This window comes from Herbaspirillum sp. C7C2 (genome assembly GCF_022627865.1).
GTDB classification, from domain to species: Bacteria; Pseudomonadota; Gammaproteobacteria; order Burkholderiales; family Burkholderiaceae_D; genus Herbaspirillum; species Herbaspirillum frisingense.
The window spans coordinates 1-17,379 of record NZ_JABXGI010000030.1; the positions used below are offsets into that span (position 1 = coordinate 1).

A 17,379-nucleotide genomic window follows, 5' to 3' on the forward strand; every position below is an offset into this window, starting at 1 on the left:
GGAGCGGGAGAAGAGTCTCGAACTCTCGACCTATACCTTGGCAAGGTATCGCTCTACCAACTGAGCTACTCCCGCATCGAAAACAGAACGCTATTATAAGTCACCGTTGGCGTTTGTCAACTATTGAACTTGGTTTTTTAATTATTTATTTAATTATCTTCTTGCGGTTTTCAGCGTCGGCTTCCTTGATCATCGGCATGGCGCGACGCAGGTAATACAGCATCGACCAGACCGTCAGCACCGCCGCCACCAGCAGCAGCAGGTTGCCCCACAGACGGGTATCGATGATGGAGAACAGCGTGTCGTAGTACAGCAGCATGGGGATGGCGATCATCTGGGCGGTGGTCTTGATCTTGCCCAGCGAACTGACGGCCACCGACTTGGACGCGCCGATCTGGGCCATCCACTCGCGCAGGGCCGAGATGGCGATCTCGCGACCGATGATGACGAAGGCGATCACCGGGTGTACGCGATCCAGGTGCACCAGCACCAGCAGCGCACCGGTGACCATGAGCTTGTCGGCCACCGGGTCGAGGAAAGCACCGAAGGCCGAGGTCTGGTTCCAGCGCCGGGCCAGGAAGCCGTCGAACCAGTCGGTCGCGGCGGCGACGATGAAGACAGCGGTAGCGGCGATACCTTGCTCATAGCGGTTCAGGCCGATCTCGGGCAGATAGTAGACACCGACAACCAGGGGAATGAGCGCCACCCGCAACCAGGTCAGCAGAATCGGAATATTGAAAGGCATACGTCTTGGAGGGTGGGTGCGGCGTACACAAAAAAAATTTACCGAATAGTAGCAGAGTCGTCCCCTGCTGCGCCCGCCTTTCATTCGGCCGGCGCCGCGCGGCGCAACGCGCGCGTGACGGATCAGTGCAATTGCCGGTAGATTTCCTCGGCCAGCTGGCGCGAGATACCTTCCACCGAAGCCAGGTCATCCACGCTGGCATCGACCACGCCGCGCAGGCCACCAAAGCGCACCAGCAGGCGCTGGCGACGCTTGGCACCGATGCCTTCGATCTCTTCCAGGCGCGAGGTCTGGCGTGCCTTGGCGCGCTTGGCCCGCATGCCGGTGATGGCGAAGCGGTGCGCTTCGTCGCGGATCTGGGCGATCAACATCAGCGCGGCCGACTCCTTGCCCAGTTCCTTGGGCGCGCGCCCATCTGCGAAGACCAGGGTTTCCAGGCCGACCTTGCGCCCTTCCCCCTTGGCTACGCCGACGATGAGGCTGATGTCCAGGCCCAGTTCGGTCAGGACCTGGCGTGCCATTTCCACCTGCCCCTTGCCGCCGTCGATCAAGACGATGTCGGGCATGACGCCTTCGCCGTTAGCGACCTTTTCATAACGGCGCGTGAGCACCTGGCGCATGGCGGCGTAGTCATCACCGGGGGTGATGTCGTTGATGTTGTAGCGGCGGTATTCGCCGTTCTGCATGGCATGGTGATGGAACACCACGCAGGATGCCTGCGTGGCCTCGCCCTGGGTGTGGCTGATGTCGAAGCATTCGGCGCGCAGCTCGTCGAGGTCGTCGCGCTCCAGCTCCAGCACGTCGGCCAGGGCACGCGTGCGGGCCTGCTGCGAACCCTGCTCGGAGAGCAACCGGGCCAGCGCAATGCCGGCGCCCTTGGTCGCCATGTCCAGCCACTGCCGGCGCTGGCCCTGGGGCTGGAAGGTCAGCGTGATGCGATGGCCGCATTGCTCCATCAGCGCCACCATCAGGGCCGGATCGTCGAATTCGGTCCCCACGATCAGCGAGCCGGGGACGAACTTGTCGATGTAATGCTGGGCCAGGAAAGCCTTGAGCACTTCGACCTCGATGCTGTCCTCGGCGGTATCCATCGCATCGTCGACGTGCGTGGGGAAATAGGCACGGTCGCCGAGATGACGTCCACCGCGCACCATCGCCAGGTTGACGCAGGCACGACCGCCCTGCACCACCACCGCAATGATGTCGATGTCGGCGTCGCTGACGGTTTCCATGCTCTGCTGATGCAACACGCTGGAGAGCGAGCCGATCTGGTCGCGCACGGCAGCGGCCTGCTCGAACTTGAGGTCGGCGGCGAAGGCATGCATCTTCTGCTCCAGCGCTTCCATCACTTCGCTTTGGCGACCACGCAGGAATTTCGAGGCGTTCTCGACGTCGATGGCGTAGTCCTCACGACTCACCAGTTTCACGCAAGGGCCGCTGCAGCGATGGATCTGGTGCAGCAGGCAGGGACGCGTGCGATTGGTGAAGACCGTGTCTTCGCAGGTGCGCAGCAGGAAGACCTTCTGCAGGATCTGGATCGATTCCTTGACCGCGCCGGCATTGGGAAACGGCCCGAAATACTGGCTGCGCTTGTCCACCGCACCACGGTAATAGGCCATGCGCGGAAAGGCGTGGCCGGTGATCTTCAGATAGGGGTAGGACTTGTCGTCGCGAAAGAGGATGTTGAAACGCGGCCGCAGGGTCTTGATCAGGTTGTTTTCCAGCAGCAGCGCTTCGGCTTCGCTACGGGTCACCGTGGTTTCCAGGCGGGCGATGCGCTCGACCATCATGGCGATGCGCGGGCTGGTCAGGGTCTTCTGGAAATAGCTGGAAACCCGCTTCTTGAGGTCGCGTGCCTTGCCCACGTAGAGCACATTGTCTTCGGCATCGAAGTAGCGATAGACGCCGGGCAGGTGCGGCAGGCGGCCGACCGTTTCAAGCACGATCTCGCGTGGATCGGGCAACGCAGAGGCAGGAATATCGGACATGGATATGACGGCAGCTTACAGCGATTGCAGCAATGTGCGCGCAGCCAGATAGCGCGCATCGGCTTGCAGCGCATCCCAGCCCGGGGCCTGGCCCAGCGGCAGCAGGCTGGCACGGCGTGTGGCGGAAGCGGTATCGGTGCCGCCCTTGAGACCGGCCAGGATGGCATCGGCCTTGTCGGGCGAATTGCAGATCAGCGCCACGTCGCAACCCGCATCCAGCGCAGCCTGCGCTGCCTCCAGCGGGCCACCGGCGACACTGGCGCCGTGCATGCTGAGGTCGTCGCTGAAGATCACACCCTGGAAGCCGAAACGCTCGCGCAGCAGCGACAGCCATACCTTGGAAAAACCGGCCGGCTGGGCATCCACCTTGGGATAGATGACGTGGGCCGGCATCACCGCCGCCAGGCTCATGCCGAGCCAGTCGTAGGGCGTCGCATCCTCGCCGAGAATGTCATCCAGTTCCCGCTCGTCGACCGGGATGGCCACATGCGAATCGGCCGTGACGAAACCGTGCCCGGGGAAATGCTTGCCGCAATTGGCCATGCCGGCCAGCGCCAGGCCGTGATTGAGGCTCTTGGCCAGCAAGGTCACCACCCGCGGATCGCGATGGAAGGAGCGGTCGCCGATCACGGTGGAGACGCCGTAGTCAAGGTCCAGCACCGGCGTGAAGGACAGGTCGATGCCACAGGCGCGCAACTCGGCGGCCAGCACGAAACCGGTGGCAGTCGCCAGCTTGGTAGCCTGCAGCACATCACGGTCCCACAGCTGACCCAGTTGACCCATGGCCGGCAGGCGGGTGAAACCATCACTGCGAAAACGCTGCACACGCCCGCCTTCGTGGTCGACCGCGATCAGGATGCCGGGGCGTGCCTGGCGGATGGCGCTGGTCAGCGCGACCAACTGCGCACGGTCCTCGTAGTTGCGGGCAAACAGGATGACGCCGCCGGTGAGCGGGTGCTGCAGGCGGGCGATATCGGCGGCATCCAGCCGCGCGCCGACCACGTCCAGCATCACCGGACCCAGGGGCTTGACGGCTTGGTTCATGACTTCTCCACGATGACAAAGGCGACGGCGTATTCCACTTCGTCGGTGATGGTGACGTGGGCGCTGAGGCCCTGCTCTTGCATCCATTGTTGCAAGGCGCCGCTACAGACCACCACCGGCTTGCCACTGGGGGCGTTCAGAACCTGCATGGCGCGCCAGGTCATGGGCATGCGCATGCCCATGCCGATGGCCTTGGAAAAGGCTTCCTTGGCCGCGAAACGGGTGGCCAGGAAACGGATGCCACGGGCCTCCACCTTGGCCTTGCGCCGCAGGTATTTTTCCATTTCCTGCGGCCCCAGGATCTTGCTGGCGAAGCGATCGCCGTGGCGCTTGAGCGCCGCTTCCAGGCGCGGGATCTTGAGGATGTCGGTACCGATGCCGTAGATCATGCGATGCGCCTCAAGCCTTGGTGCCGGACCTGGTCGCTTCCAGGCGCGCCTTGACCATGATGGCCTTCATTTCGGAGACGGCATTGCGCCAGCCCACGAAGACCGCATGCGCCACCACGGCATGGCCGATGTTGAGTTCGGCGATCTCGGGAATGGCGGCAATCGCCTGGACATTGGTGTAGTGCAGACCATGCCCGGCATTGACCTTCAGACCGAGCTTGATGCCGGCCTGGACGGCGATGCGGATGCGTTCCAGTTCTTCCTGCTGCTCCTGCTCGCTGGTGGCGTCGGCGTAGCGACCGGTGTGCAGTTCGATCACCGGCGCGCCGGACTCGGCGGCCGCCTGGATCTGTTGCACGTCGGGATCGATGAAGAGCGAGACGCGTACCTGCTCCTGCTGCAACTGGCGGATGGCGGACTGCACATCGGCAAAGTGGCCGGTCACGTCCAGCCCGCCTTCGGTGGTGACTTCAGTGCGCTTTTCCGGCACCAGGCAGACATCCTGCGGCTTGATGAGACAGGCGAAGTCGATCATTTCCTTCGTCACTGCCGCTTCCAGGTTCATGCGGGTCTGCAGCAGCGGGCGGATGGCCTTCACATCGTCATCGCGGATGTGGCGACGATCTTCACGCAGGTGCAGGGTGATGACGTCGGCACCGGCTTCCTCCGCTTCCAGGGCAGCGCGGATGGGATCGGGATAGCGGGTCCCGCGCGCATTGCGCAGGGTGGCGACGTGGTCGATGTTGATGCCCAGTTCGATGGTCGGGCCGGCGGGCTGCAGGAAACTCATGGCGTCAGGATGCTTCGTGTGAGTGATATTCGGATGTGCTGTATGCATCTGGCCGCGCATCGGAGACGATGCGGCCAGACGATGATTGTAGCGACTTGGGAGCGTGCGTGGGAGGAGCGACGGCGAGCGCGCCGCCGCCGGATCACAATTGCATGAGGTCGATCAGGATCTGGCGCGTATTCAACTGCGCCCCACCCAGATGGTGCGCCAGCAGATAGCGCATCAGGAATTTGCTCTGGAGCTGGGTGGTAGGGTCGCTGTAGTCCTCGCGCTCCATGTCCAGCAGGGTCTTGCCGCTGACCTTGGGCGCACGGTCGGAAATGCGCTCTGGACGCGTCCCCTGCTCCGGATCGACGACATAGATGCCATCGGCCTGGACCGTCTTGCCGCTGACCACGCAATGACTCCAGTTGCCGGCCACGCCGGTCTGCCTGAGCAGGACGCGTTCGAACTGGCGCAGCACGATCGGTGCATTCTCGCCATGGGCCAGCTTGTTCAGGGTGGCCACGTAGTGATCGAACAGCGCCGGGTGCGCGTCTTCGCGGGCCAGCAGCTTGACCAGCAATTCGTTGAGATAGAAACCGCACAGCAGCGCCGACTTCTCCAGCGGCAGCAGGCCACCGACCCATTCGGCATCGGTCAGGGTACGCACCTCGGACTTGCCGCTCCACGACAGCGAGAGCGGCTGGAAGGTCTGCAAGGCACCACGCAACTTGGAATGCGGGCGCTTGGCGCCCTTGGCCACCAGCGCCACGCGACCATGGTCACGCGAGAAGACGTCGATGATGAGGCTGGTTTCCTTGTAGGGATAGCTGTGCAACACGAAGCCCGGCTGCGCCAGTACCTTGTGCTCCTTCTCCGGCACGGCGCGGCTGCGCGCACGGGGTGCGGCCGGCTTGCGCGCAGGAGCCTTGACAGGCGCCTGCGGCACGACTGCCGGCGCTGCGGCATTTGCCGGGTCAGCCTGGCTGTCGAGCTGGGATTCGGTGAGCATGGTAGTCATGGATATCCGTCCTGAATGCGTGAAGCCACGTCGTTAGGGCGCGGCGTAATGCCATGATGATGCAGGAATTTCGCGCAGCCCGCAGGACGGGCCGCAGCCGGGATCATTCGTAGCCGTAGGCACGCAGGCCGGCTTCGTTGTCGGCCCAGCCCGATTTGACCTTGACCCAGATCTCCAGGTAGACCGGACCGCCGAAGAGACGCTCCATGTCCAGCCGCGACTGGGTGGAAATTTCCTTCAGGCGCGCGCCCTTCTGACCGATCACCATGGCCTTGTGGGTGTCGCGTTCGACCAGGATGGCGGCGAAGACGCGGCGCAGGTTGCCTTCCTGTTCGAACTTCTCGATCAGCACCGTGCTGGTATAGGGCAGTTCTTCGCCGACAAAGCGGAACACCTTTTCACGCACGATTTCGGAGGCCAGGAATTTCTCGCTGCGGTCGGTGATGTCGTCTTCGTCGAACATCGGCGGATTCTGCGGCAGCAGCTTGCGCACCTCCTCCTGCAGACGATCCAGCTGGAAGCGCTGCTTGGCCGAGACCGGCACCACGGCGGCGAAGTCATGATGCGAGGCCACTTCGGCAGCAAAGGGCATGAGGGTGGTCTTGTCCTTGTTGCGGTCGGCCTTGTTCAACACCAGGATGCAGGGCACGTTGGACGGCAGCAGGTCCAGCACCTGCTTGTCGGCCGGGCCGAAGGTGCCCGCCTCGATGACGAACAGGATCACATCGGCTGCCGTCAGGGTATTGGTGACGGTGCGGTTCAGGGTCTTGTTGAGCGCATTGCTGTGACGGGTCTGGAAACCGGGCGTGTCGACGTAGACGTACTGGGTGTTCTCGATGGTCTGGATGCCGGTGATGCGGTGACGCGTGGTCTGGGCCTTGCGCGAGGTGATGCTGACCTTGGCACCGACCAGCACGTTCATCAGGGTCGACTTGCCGACGTTGGGACGACCGACGATGGCGATGTAACCGCAACGGTAATCGTCTGCCGGGGTCTGCGCCGACGCGTCGCCGGCCATGGGGGAATCTGTCATGCTGTTCTGGATTGCGTGGCGGATGAAGCCGCCGAAATGGGTTCTGCCGCGACCGTTTCAGCGCGGTCGCCAGTATTGTTCTTGCCCTCGTTGCGGGTGGCCGCCGCAGGGCTCTTCGGCTCCTTGGCCGACTTGGCCGGCTTGCTGCCAGGAGCACGCTCGGAGGAGCCCCCCCCCTCCGGACGGTTGCCCTTGCCGCTTTCCTGGTCCGGTGCATCGGGCTGGATGGTGGCGATGCCGGCCAGCTTCAACTGGGTGGTCCGGGTGCGCGGCTTGCGGCCGGCCGAGGGCGTCTTGGCCAGCGCCAGCTGCACCGCTTCCAATGCCAGTTTGGCAGCGGCCTGTTCACCGGAGCGGCGACTGCCACCGGTGCCGAAGACCTGGATGTCCAGCTTGGGCACCAGGCATTCGATCTCGAATTCCTGGCTGTGGGCGGCACCGTGGGTGGCGATCACGTTGTATTGCGGCAGCGGGATTTTCTTGCCCTGCAGGAATTCCTGCAGCAGCGTCTTGGCATCCTTGCCCAGCGTACGGGGATCGACGTGTTCCAGCACCGGGACGTAGAGCGCACGGATCACCGCGCGTGCCGCCTCGAAACCGGAATCGAGGAAGATGGCGCCGAACAGCGCCTCCAGGGTATCGGCCAGGATCGAGGGGCGGCGGAAACCGCCCGACTTCAGCTCGCCCTCGCCCAGGCGCAGGAACTGCGACAGCTCCAGCCGCTGGGCGATCTCGTACAGGGACTGCTGCTTGACCAGATTGGCACGCAGACGGGAAAGGTCGCCTTCGTCGATCTTGTCGTAGCGCTCGAACAGAAGGGATGCCACCACGCAGTTCAGTACCGAATCGCCGAGGAATTCCAGCCGCTCGTTATGCAAGGCGCTATGGCTACGATGGGTCAAGGCCTGCTGCAGGAGCGACGCATCCTTGAAAGTGTGGCCTAGCCGTTGTTGCAAGAGTTGAGGATCCATTTTTTCATCCGTCATTCAGTCTGCCGCCCCGTTCGCGCAGCGGCGCGAGGATCGGGGATTACCAGCCTGACCAGTCAGCGGGATCGGTGCAAAGCAAAGCTCAATACTGCTCCGGGTCTGCCTCCACAACGCAAAATTGCCAAATGGAAACTACGGAAAACTGCGAAACCTTCGAAAGCTGCTCGATCAGAACGTGGCGCGCCTTAGTGGAAGCTGCCGATCCGCTTGATATCGCCCAGGTTCATCCAGACAAAGAAGGCCTTGCCGACGATGTTCTGGTCCGGCACGAAGCCCCAGTAACGACTGTCGAGGCTGTTGTCCCGGTTGTCGCCCATCATGAAGTACTCGCCCGGCGGCACCGTGCAGGCAAAACCTTCGGCGTTGTAGGTGCACAGCTCATGATGCGGGAAGGCATCCGGGTTGGGCACGAAGTTGGGAGCACGCTCATCAGTGAGGATCTTGTGTTCCACGCCGGTCAGGTTTTCCTGCCATTGCTTATAGTACGTCAGATTTTCCTCGTCCAGATAATCCGGCAGCGCTTTATAAGAAATTTGTTCACCATTTACGGTTAAGCGCTTGTTTTTATAGACAATTTTATCACCAGGAACGCCAACCACGCGCTTGATGTAGTCCACCGACATGTCCTTCGGATACTTGAAGACCATGACGTCGCCGCGCTGAGGCTGGTTCACTTCGATGATCTTCTTGTTGATGATGGGCAGGCGGATGCCGTAGGTGAATTTGTTCACCAGGATCAGGTCGCCGACCAGCAAGGTGGGCACCATGGAGCTGGAAGGAATCTTGAACGGCTCGTAGAGGAAGGAGCGCAGGCAGAACACCAGGGCGATCACCGGGAAGAAGCTGCCCGAGTATTCGATCCAGGCCGGCTGCTTCATCAGGCTGGCCTGGAGGTCGGCGCGGCCGGTGGCCACGGCGCCGTCACGCTTGATGCCCTGGGCCTCGTCACGCGCCACGCGGGCATCGAACTCGGCCAGGGCGGCATCGGCGCGGGCGCGACGCTGCTTGGACAGGAAGAAGGTATCGGCGAACCAGATCACGCCGGTCACCAGCATCAGGACGAACAGAATGAGTGCGAAGTTGCCCAACAAAGCCTGCATGTTATTTATCTTCCACTTGTAAGATTGCCAGGAATGCTTCCTGCGGGATTTCGACCGAGCCCACCTGCTTCATGCGCTTCTTGCCGGCCTTCTGCTTTTCCAGCAGCTTGCGCTTGCGCGAGATGTCGCCGCCGTAGCACTTGGCCAGCACATTCTTGCGCATGGCCTTGACGTTCTCGCGCGAGATGATGGTGGCGCCGATGGCGGCCTGGATGGCGACGTCGAACATCTGGCGCGGAATCAGTTCGCGCATCTTGGCCGCCACCTGGCGGCCACGGATCTGGGCGGCGGCACGGTGCACGATGATGGCCAGTGCATCGACCTTTTCGCTGTTGATCAGCATATCCACCTTGACCACGTCGGCGGCCCGGTATTCCTTGAACTCGTAGTCCATCGAGGCATAGCCGCGCGAGGTCGATTTCAGGCGATCAAAGAAGTCCAGCACGATCTCGGCCATCGGCATTTCATAGGTCAGCTGCACCTGCTTGCCGTGGTAGCTCATGTTCATCTGGATGCCGCGTTTCTGCGTGCACAGGGTGATGACGGAGCCCACGTATTCCTGCGGCATGTACAAGTTGACGGTGACGATGGGTTCGCGGATTTCCTCGATCTTGGACACTTCCGGCATCTTCGACGGGTTGTCCACCATCAGCATGGTGCCGTCCCGCTGCTGCACTTCGTACACCACCGTGGGCGCAGTGGTGATCAGGTCCATGTCGAATTCGCGCTCCAGACGCTCTTGCACGATTTCCATGTGCAGCAGGCCCAGGAAGCCGCAGCGGAAGCCGAAGCCCAGCGCCTGCGAGACTTCGGGCTCGTACATCAGCGCGGCGTCGTTGAGCTTCAGTTTTTCCAGCGAGTCGCGCAGGGCGTCGTACTGGTTGGCCTCCACCGGGAAGAGGCCCGCGAACACCTGCGGCTGCACTTCCTTGAAGCCTGGCAGCGGCGAAGGCGCCGGCTTGCTGGCCAGGGTGATGGTGTCGCCCACGCGGGCCGATTTCAGTTCCTTGATGCCGGCGATGACGAAGCCTACCTGCCCTGCCGTGAGCGCATCACGCGATTGCGACTTGGGCGTGAACACGCCGATGCTTTCAGTCAGATACTGGGTCTCGGTGGCCATCAGCAGGATCTTGTCCTTGGGACGCAGGGTGCCGTTGACGATACGCACCAGCATGACCACGCCGACATAGTTGTCGAACCAGGAATCGATGATCAGCGCCTGCAGCGGCGCATCCGGGTCGCCCTTGGGCGCCGGCACCTTGGCGACGATGGCTTCCAGCACCTCTTCCACGCCCAGGCCGGTCTTGGCCGAGCATGGGGTGGCATCAGAGGCATCGATGCCGATCACATCCTCGATCTCGCTCTTGGCGTTGTCGGGGTCAGCCGACGGCAAGTCGATCTTGTTCAGTACGGGCACCACTTCCACGCCCAGGTCCAGAGCGGTGTAGCAATTGGCCACGGTCTGCGCTTCCACGCCTTGCGAGGCATCAACCACCAGCAGTGCACCTTCGCAAGCCGACAGCGAACGCGAAACTTCATAGCTGAAGTCGACGTGACCCGGGGTATCGATGAGGTTCAGATTGTAGATCTGGCCATCCTTGGCCTTGTAGGACAGGGCTGCGGTCTGGGCCTTGATGGTGATGCCGCGCTCGCGCTCGATATCCATCGAATCCAGCACCTGCGCTTCCATCTCGCGGTTGGAGAGGCCCCCGCACAACTGGATGATGCGGTCGGCGAGCGTGGACTTGCCGTGATCGATGTGGGCGATGATCGAGAAATTACGGATATTGTTCATTAACAGACTGGAAACGATGAAAAAAGGCGCTCCGAAGCGGGCAGTGCCCAGCCGAGCGCCTTTGCAACAGCTTATTCGACCCGGCATTTTACCGGATTTCAGAGTGACAAGCCCGACTTTCAGGTGCCGGGCTGCGCTCGCGGAGGCGAAAAAACCTCAGGAAAGCGCGCCACGCGGCGCTGCCGAGCATGACCGACAGGCAACTTTTACTTGCGCGGAAATGAATCGACAGGCTCCCTCACACAGCTTTACCTGGCGGCAAGAAAATCCTGCAAGCGCAGCGGATCAAGATGGTAATGACACAACTGCAACCACTGCCCATCCCTCGCCTGCCCCATCAGGACCGGCACCAGCTCGTCATAGCGCGCCACCAGAGCCGGATCAGCATCCACATCGACCATTTCGATCTGCGCCGGCTGCGCACCCAGCGCGGCGCGCAAGGCGTCACGCAAGTCATCACACAGGTGACAATAACTGCGCGAATAGATGATGAACTGCAATTCTGCGGGCTGGGCCGGCTGACCTTCACTAGGGGATGCAGGGGACGTATGGGACATGTGACAGAAGGGCGATCAATCCCGGGCGATGGATGGAAAAAGGCTGCGACTCCCGGGAATCGCAGCCTTGAGCATCAATGCCCGCAGGCATTGCTTAGCGGAGCGGACTTCCTCAGTTGCCGCCGTTCGGGCGCAGCGGCACGAATTGCGAGGAGTCGCCACGGCGTACCAGTACCGCGGCGCGCTTCTTGGCATCCAGCTTGGCGACCAACTGCCCGAATTGCTTCGCATCCTTGACATCGACTTCGTTCAGGCGCTGGATCACGTCGCCCGGGCGGATGCCGGCGGCTGCGGCGGCACCGCTGACGGCCTCCACCAGCACGCCGTTATCGACCTTCAATTCCTTCTTCTGGGCGTCAGACAGGTCGCTCACCACCAGGCCCAGGGCATTGGGGGTGTTATCCGGCTTGGCTTTCTTTTCCTCGGCCTGCTTGGGCTTGTCGGCTTCCAGCTCGACCACGGTCACCGTCAGGTCACGCGCACTGCCCTTGCGCCAGATGTTGACGGTCGCCTTGGCCCCCGGCTTGGTGGCACCCACCATGCGCGGCAGATCGCTGGGGCGCTCGATGGCAGCGCCGTTGTATTTCAGGATGATGTCGCCCGCTTCCAGGCCAGCCTTCTCGGCCGGGCCGCCGGCCTCCACACGCTGCACCAGGGCACCCTGGGCGCGCGCCAGGCCCAGCGACTCGGCCACATCCTTGGTCACTTCGCCGATCTGCACGCCGATGCGGCCACGTGTCACGCGACCGCTGGCCTTCAACTGGTCGGCCACGCGCAGCGCCTCATCGATGGGCACCGCGAAGGAAATCCCCATGAAGCCACCAGAACGGCTGTAGATCTGCGAGTTGATGCCGACCACTTCGCCCTTGAGATTGATCAGCGGGCCACCGGAGTTGCCCGGATTGACGGCAACGTCGGTCTGGATCAGCGGCAGGTAGTCGCCGGTATCACGCGCCTTGGCCGAGACGATGCCGGCAGTGACCGTGTTTTCCAGCCCGAAGGGCGAGCCGATGGCCAGCACCCACTCGCCGACGCGAATCTTGTCGGAGTCGCCCATGTTCAGACGCGGCAGATTGCTGCCGTCGATCTTGAGCACAGCCACATCGGTGCGAGTATCGGAGCCGACGATCTTGGCCTTGAATTCACGCTTGTCAGTCAGGGTCACATAGACCTCGCTGGCACCTTCCACCACATGGGCATTGGTCAGGATGAAGCCGTCGGCGGAGATGATGAAGCCGGAACCAACGCCACGCGGCACCTCCTCCTGCTGCCCCTGCCCACCCTGTTTGCCATTGCCACGAGGCGTTCCGGGCTGCTGCTGGCGTGGGACGGGGATACCGAAGAAACGCCGGAAGAATTCCTGCATTTCCGGATCATCCATCCCGCCCTGCCCCTGGGCATTCTGACGTACGCGCTCGGTAGTCCGGATATTGACCACACCGGGGCCGGTGCGCTCGACGATGTCGGCAAAATCGGGCAGCGCGGCCACACTTGGCGACGCCACGGGCGGCGCAGCCAGCACGCCCGGAGCGGCGGCCACAACGGAGGCGGCCAGCAAGGCGCTGGCAAAGGTCTTCTTCAACGGAGTCATTGCAACAGTCTCTCTTCTATTTGGATGTCAGTTCAATGGAATCGGCGACTTGCCGGATCGCGGCGGCGGGCACCTCGCCAACCACGGTCAACCAGTAGTCTCCCTGGCGACGACCGAGGATATTCAGGGCCCCTTGCTGGATCGTACCTTCTTCCCCGCCCTGGCTACCGGGCTCGATGAACACCGAGATGGCGGCCAGGCCGTCAGAAAACACGATCTGCGACACTTCACGTCCGGCTGGCTGGTTCTGGGCAGGCACCGGCCCGTCCGGCGTCACACCGGGGATGATGCGTCTTACCTGCTGGATCTTGCGAAATCCCGACGGTGGCGTAATCCGCCATGCGGAAAGATCGACCGGGCTCATGGCAGTCTTTTCCACCTGCCAGCCGCGCGTATCCCTGTAGGTGGGGTTGACGCGGCTGCGATCAATCCCGCCGATCTCTATTTGTGTGAAGGCGATCTGCTCGATCACCTCCCCCTTCGCTCCCAGCGTCTGGGCGCGTAACAACAGGCCCGTGGCCTTGTCGCCGCAGAACCGGTAACCGTAACGCAGCTTGTCCAGTGGCTCCAGCACCACGGCATCACACACCCGTCCGGCCACGCGCTCGGGGGCGCCAGCCTTGAATCGATAGTGGACAGCCAGTTCATCGGGGCGGGCATCCAGGATCGCCGGGAACACATCCCGGCTCACGCGTTTTTCCATGCGCATGATGCGTACGTCAGGCAGATAGCCGACGACATCATCATTGTTGCGAATGAATTCGCTGGGCTTGCCATCGAGCAGCTCCAGCTTTTCGTGCTCGGTCTTGCCGGCGACCACGTGCGTGACACGCGAACTGCGGATCAAAGAGCCCTGCTGATAGACGAAACTACCCGAATAATTCAATCGCTGCGCGGCAGATTGCATTTTTTGCAACTGCGTCGGCAATGGGGAAGGAGTGGAAGCTTCACTGGCAGGAGATGCTGAAACGCCATCCGCCGCATGAGCGGATGGCGAGAACAACATGGGCAGGAAGCAGAGTACGCCGTACAGACGCCCCGTTTGACGCATCTTATTTATCGGCGTCAGAGGAGAAGGCAGCAGAACGGGCGTATTGCGCCGAACTATAGGAAGGCGAGAAACGCTGGTGGGCAGACAGGTACTGGTCGATACGCGGGTCGCGCTTGACTTCACCCTGCTGGGCCAGCGAACTGAACTGGTTCACGTTTTGCGGATTGCCGCTGGTATCGGCCACCGTGGCAATCGCCGACGGTACCGAAGGGGCAGCCAAGGGAGCCGAAGCCACCTGAGCGACCGGAGCCGCCATTCTGGCATCGGCATTGACTACCGCCTGCTGCGGCATGACCACGAACACTGCGGCCACGGCAGCTGCAGCCGCTGCCGCGCTGGGCATCAACAGACGCACCAGACGGCTGGGACGAGCCGCGCGATGATCACCATTGGCAGCAGTCTTGACTGCAGCTGGCTTAACCTCAGCAGCGGCAGGCACTGCCGCGGTCACTGCGGCAGCCTGAGGCGCCACGATGGACGGCTCGGCGTCCAGCAATGCCGCCATGCGGGCCGAGAAGCCGGCGCTCAGGGAGACATCCATCTCTTCCGAACGCAGCACCTCGCCGATGCGGTGGTAATCTTCCCAAGCGTCCTGGGCGTTCTCGGAAGAACGCAAGGCCGCGAAGGCAAGGGTCATTTCGTCAGAGCTCAACTCGCCATCGGCAAGGGCTGAGATCTGTTCTCTGGTCGTTACTTTGGTATCCATAAGCAGTCACCCGGCAAAAATCTTAGTTCCATACCCGCTTTATTATTTTCTTTCTTACAACAGGCTTGTGGCCTCATTACCAGCGCTTGTCCGCCGCCGTATCCAGCAAGGGACGCAACTTCTCGGCAATTGCTTCCCGGGCGCGGAAAATGCGACTGCGCACGGTGCCGATCGGACAATTCATCGCATCTGCAATCTCGTCGTAGCTCAACCCCTCGATCTCGCGCAACGTGATGGCAGTACGTAATTCTTCCGGCAATGCCTCCATCGCCACGTTGACCGTTTGAGCAATTTGCTTGGTGGCCAACATCGACTCTGGAGTGTTGATGTCCCTCAGATGGTCCGCATCGTCAAAAGTTTCAGCTTCTTCTGCATCGGCTTCTGTCGAAGTTGGCGCCCGACGGCCCATGGTGACCAAATAGTTCTTGGCAGTGTTGATACCGATGCGGTACAGCCAGGTATAGAAGGCCGAATCGCCGCGAAATTGCGGCAATGCCCGATATGCCTTGATGAAGGCTTCCTGTACCACGTCTTCAGCTTCGGCCTGGTCGCGCACCAGGCGCGAGACCAGCCGCATGAGCTTGCGTTGATACTTGACTACCAATAGCTCGAACGCCTTCTTGTCGCCGCGCTGGACGCGCTCAACAAGCTGCTGATCTATTTCGCGTTCTGTCGTCAAACCGGGTTCCTTGTTTTTTATGGCCGTGTTGTTTTATCGTCATTGCCCGTGGCAGATGCTTCCAGCCCGGCAATTTTCAAGTCTGCCGACCTTATTTTTCGAGCATCTTCGCTTTGGCCGTATTGTGACTGATCAGCCAGCGACATGCCACGGAAAGTGAACGGAAGGTATCTTCAGAAACCGAATCCGGAAGAATTGGAATGGTACGGGTCTTGCCGTTTTCCAGGCGCAGGCGCAGAAACAGCATGCCTGGCCAGATGGTGCTGCCGGCCAGCAATTGGGCCAGCCCGGCCTTCATGACCTGCGGCTTGGCGCGCGCCGACTGCACCAGGTGCTCCACCACGCGGATCTGCCCGGTGCCGGAAATATGCAACCAGATGACCTTGCGATCGCGCAACACCATGGCCAGGGCGACTGCGGCTGCCAGGATGCAGCCTCCGGCGAGGCCCAATCGCGCCGGCAAGGACAGCGCGCCCGGCATCAGCAACGACATCAGTATGCCGGCCAGGGCCACGCACAGGCAGGCAAAGCCTGTGACCAGCAGAAGTAGCCGGGAGGGTTTGATATCCGCAGAAACTGCTATCGACATGAGATGCCCGGGAGCGATGGCGCCGTTAAAACGACAAACCCGGCTTCCTGGGAAGCCGGGTCTTGCATTTTACATCTTGCCGATGACCAGGGTACCGTTGGTGCCACCGAACCCGAAGGAGTTCTTGACAGCAATATCGATCTTCATGTCCCGCGCCTGGTTGGCGCAGTAATCCAGATCGCACTCCGGATCCTGATTGAAGATATTCATGGTCGGCGGCGACACCTGATTGTGCACGGCCAGTACAGTCAGCACGGTCTCCAGACCGCCAGCGCCACCCAACAGGTGACCGGTCATGGATTTGGTCGAATTGACAACCATCTTGTAAGCATGGTCGCCGAATGCAGCCTTGATCGCGTCCGACTCGTTCTTGTCGCCCAAGGGGGTCGACGTACCGTGCGCGTTCAGGTACTGCACCTCATCGCCATTGACGCCTGCATCGCGCAGTGCATTGAGCACGCAGCGACGCGGACCGTCAAGGTTGGGGGCAGTCATGTGGTAAGCGTCGCCGCTCATGCCGAAGCCGAGCAGTTCCGCATAGATCTTGGCGCCACGGGCCTTGGCGTGTTCGTACTCTTCGAGCACCATCACGCCGGCACCCTCGCCCAGCACGAAGCCGTCGCGATCCTTGTCCCACGGTCGGGACGCGGTCGCGGGATCATCGTTGCGGGTCGACAGCGCGCGCGCCGAAGCGAAACCACCGATGCCCAGCGGCGAGACACTGGATTCAGCGCCACCAGCAACCATCACATCCGCATCACCGTACATGATCATGCGCGCGGCGGAGCCGATGCAGTGCAGACCGGTGGTGCAGGCGGTGACAATCGCCAGGTTAGGGCCCTTCAGACCGAACTTGATGGACAAGTTGCCGGAGATCATGTTGATGATCGAGGCCGGGATGAAGAAGGGACTGATGCGGCGCGGACCACGGTTGGTCAGTTCGGCGTGGGTATCTTCGATCAGCGGCAAGCCGCCGATGCCCGAACCGATCATGACGCCGATGCGCTCGGCATTCTCGTCGGTCACCGTCAAGCCACTGTCCTGGATGGCCTGGATACCGGCGGCCATGCCATAGTGGATGAAGGTGTCCATATGACGCGCTTCCTTGGCGGGGATGTAATCCTCGATATTGAAGCCCTTGACTTCACCGGCGAAGTGCGTGGTGAAGGGGGTAGCGTCGAATTTGGTGACGGTAGCGATGCCGGACTTGCCTTCCTTGATGGCACTCCACGTATCGGCGACGTTGTTGCCGACAGGCGAGATGCATCCCAGGCCGGTAATGACTACACGACGTTCACGAGTGCGGCTCAAGCAATTCTCCTGAAACTTT

General features: G+C 61.8%; 17 protein-coding genes and 1 tRNA gene. All 18 read right to left on the bottom strand.

Annotated features, from left to right (window positions below; genetic code table 11):
- Positions 1-2: 2 nt before the first annotated feature.
- The 18 genes from HWE04_RS22715 to fabF all read right to left on the bottom strand — a co-directional run bounded on the left by HWE04_RS22715 (position 3) and on the right by fabF (position 17,360).
- Positions 3-75: transfer RNA gene (locus tag HWE04_RS22715), tRNA-Gly, on the bottom strand.
- A 70-nt stretch (positions 76-145) separates the two neighbouring features.
- On the bottom strand, positions 146-745 hold the full coding sequence (gene pgsA, locus HWE04_RS22720) for a CDP-diacylglycerol--glycerol-3-phosphate 3-phosphatidyltransferase (RefSeq protein WP_241813772.1): 600 nt from the start codon (positions 743-745) through the stop codon (positions 146-148).
- Between the two features lie 122 nt (positions 746-867).
- Positions 868-2,733, bottom strand: coding sequence for an excinuclease ABC subunit UvrC (gene uvrC, locus HWE04_RS22725; RefSeq protein WP_241813773.1), 1,866 nt, complete (start codon positions 2,731-2,733; stop codon positions 868-870).
- Between the two features lie 15 nt (positions 2,734-2,748).
- The gene (nagZ, locus tag HWE04_RS22730) at positions 2,749-3,777 is read right to left on the bottom strand and encodes a beta-N-acetylhexosaminidase (protein WP_241813774.1); all 1,029 of its coding nucleotides are present in this window, start codon (positions 3,775-3,777) and stop codon (positions 2,749-2,751) included.
- A complete protein-coding gene (gene acpS / locus HWE04_RS22735) occupies positions 3,774-4,166 on the bottom strand; it encodes a holo-ACP synthase (RefSeq protein WP_077236986.1) in 393 nt (130 codons plus the stop codon). Before acpS ends, nagZ begins: the two co-directional genes overlap by 4 nt.
- A gap of 10 nt (positions 4,167-4,176) precedes the next feature.
- Positions 4,177-4,956: a pyridoxine 5'-phosphate synthase gene (pdxJ, locus tag HWE04_RS22740; protein ID WP_241813775.1), complete on the bottom strand. Its 780-nt coding sequence runs from the start codon at positions 4,954-4,956 to the stop codon at positions 4,177-4,179.
- Between the two features lie 142 nt (positions 4,957-5,098).
- Positions 5,099-5,959: a DNA repair protein RecO gene (gene recO / locus HWE04_RS22745; protein ID WP_006463493.1), complete on the bottom strand. Its 861-nt coding sequence runs from the start codon at positions 5,957-5,959 to the stop codon at positions 5,099-5,101.
- Positions 5,960-6,062: 103 nt separating this feature from the next.
- Positions 6,063-6,992 (bottom strand): GTPase Era, encoded by a 930-nt coding sequence (gene era / locus HWE04_RS22750; protein WP_039875381.1) that lies wholly within the window; start codon positions 6,990-6,992, stop codon positions 6,063-6,065.
- Positions 6,989-7,963: a ribonuclease III gene (gene rnc / locus HWE04_RS22755; protein ID WP_241813776.1), complete on the bottom strand. Its 975-nt coding sequence runs from the start codon at positions 7,961-7,963 to the stop codon at positions 6,989-6,991. Before rnc ends, era begins: the two co-directional genes overlap by 4 nt.
- Positions 7,964-8,166: 203 nt before the next feature.
- Positions 8,167-9,081 (bottom strand): signal peptidase I, encoded by a 915-nt coding sequence (gene lepB, locus HWE04_RS22760; protein ID WP_006463496.1) that lies wholly within the window; start codon positions 9,079-9,081, stop codon positions 8,167-8,169.
- Between the two features lies 1 nt (position 9,082).
- A complete protein-coding gene (gene lepA / locus HWE04_RS22765) occupies positions 9,083-10,876 on the bottom strand; it encodes a translation elongation factor 4 (protein WP_077236983.1) in 1,794 nt (597 codons plus the stop codon).
- Between the two features lie 248 nt (positions 10,877-11,124).
- Positions 11,125-11,433 carry a glutaredoxin family protein gene (locus tag HWE04_RS22770; protein WP_241813777.1) on the bottom strand — a complete coding sequence of 103 codons (309 nt, stop codon included), beginning with the start codon at positions 11,431-11,433 and terminating at the stop codon, positions 11,125-11,127.
- A gap of 112 nt (positions 11,434-11,545) precedes the next feature.
- A complete protein-coding gene (locus tag HWE04_RS22775; RefSeq protein WP_039875385.1) occupies positions 11,546-13,024 on the bottom strand; it encodes a DegQ family serine endoprotease in 1,479 nt (492 codons plus the stop codon).
- A gap of 16 nt (positions 13,025-13,040) precedes the next feature.
- Positions 13,041-14,075 carry a MucB/RseB C-terminal domain-containing protein gene (locus HWE04_RS22780; protein WP_241813778.1) on the bottom strand — a complete coding sequence of 345 codons (1,035 nt, stop codon included), beginning with the start codon at positions 14,073-14,075 and terminating at the stop codon, positions 13,041-13,043.
- Position 14,076: 1 nt separating this feature from the next.
- A complete protein-coding gene (locus HWE04_RS22785) occupies positions 14,077-14,781 on the bottom strand; it encodes a sigma-E factor negative regulatory protein (RefSeq protein ID WP_241813779.1) in 705 nt (234 codons plus the stop codon).
- Positions 14,782-14,857: 76 nt separating this feature from the next.
- Positions 14,858-15,460 (bottom strand): RNA polymerase sigma factor RpoE, encoded by a 603-nt coding sequence (gene rpoE, locus HWE04_RS22790; RefSeq protein ID WP_006463502.1) that lies wholly within the window; start codon positions 15,458-15,460, stop codon positions 14,858-14,860.
- 91 nt (positions 15,461-15,551) lie between these two features.
- Positions 15,552-16,049 carry a protein YgfX gene (locus HWE04_RS22795; protein WP_039875390.1) on the bottom strand — a complete coding sequence of 166 codons (498 nt, stop codon included), beginning with the start codon at positions 16,047-16,049 and terminating at the stop codon, positions 15,552-15,554.
- A gap of 69 nt (positions 16,050-16,118) precedes the next feature.
- Positions 16,119-17,360 (bottom strand): beta-ketoacyl-ACP synthase II, encoded by a 1,242-nt coding sequence (gene fabF, locus HWE04_RS22800; RefSeq protein ID WP_006463504.1) that lies wholly within the window; start codon positions 17,358-17,360, stop codon positions 16,119-16,121.
- Positions 17,361-17,379 lie beyond the last annotated feature (19 nt).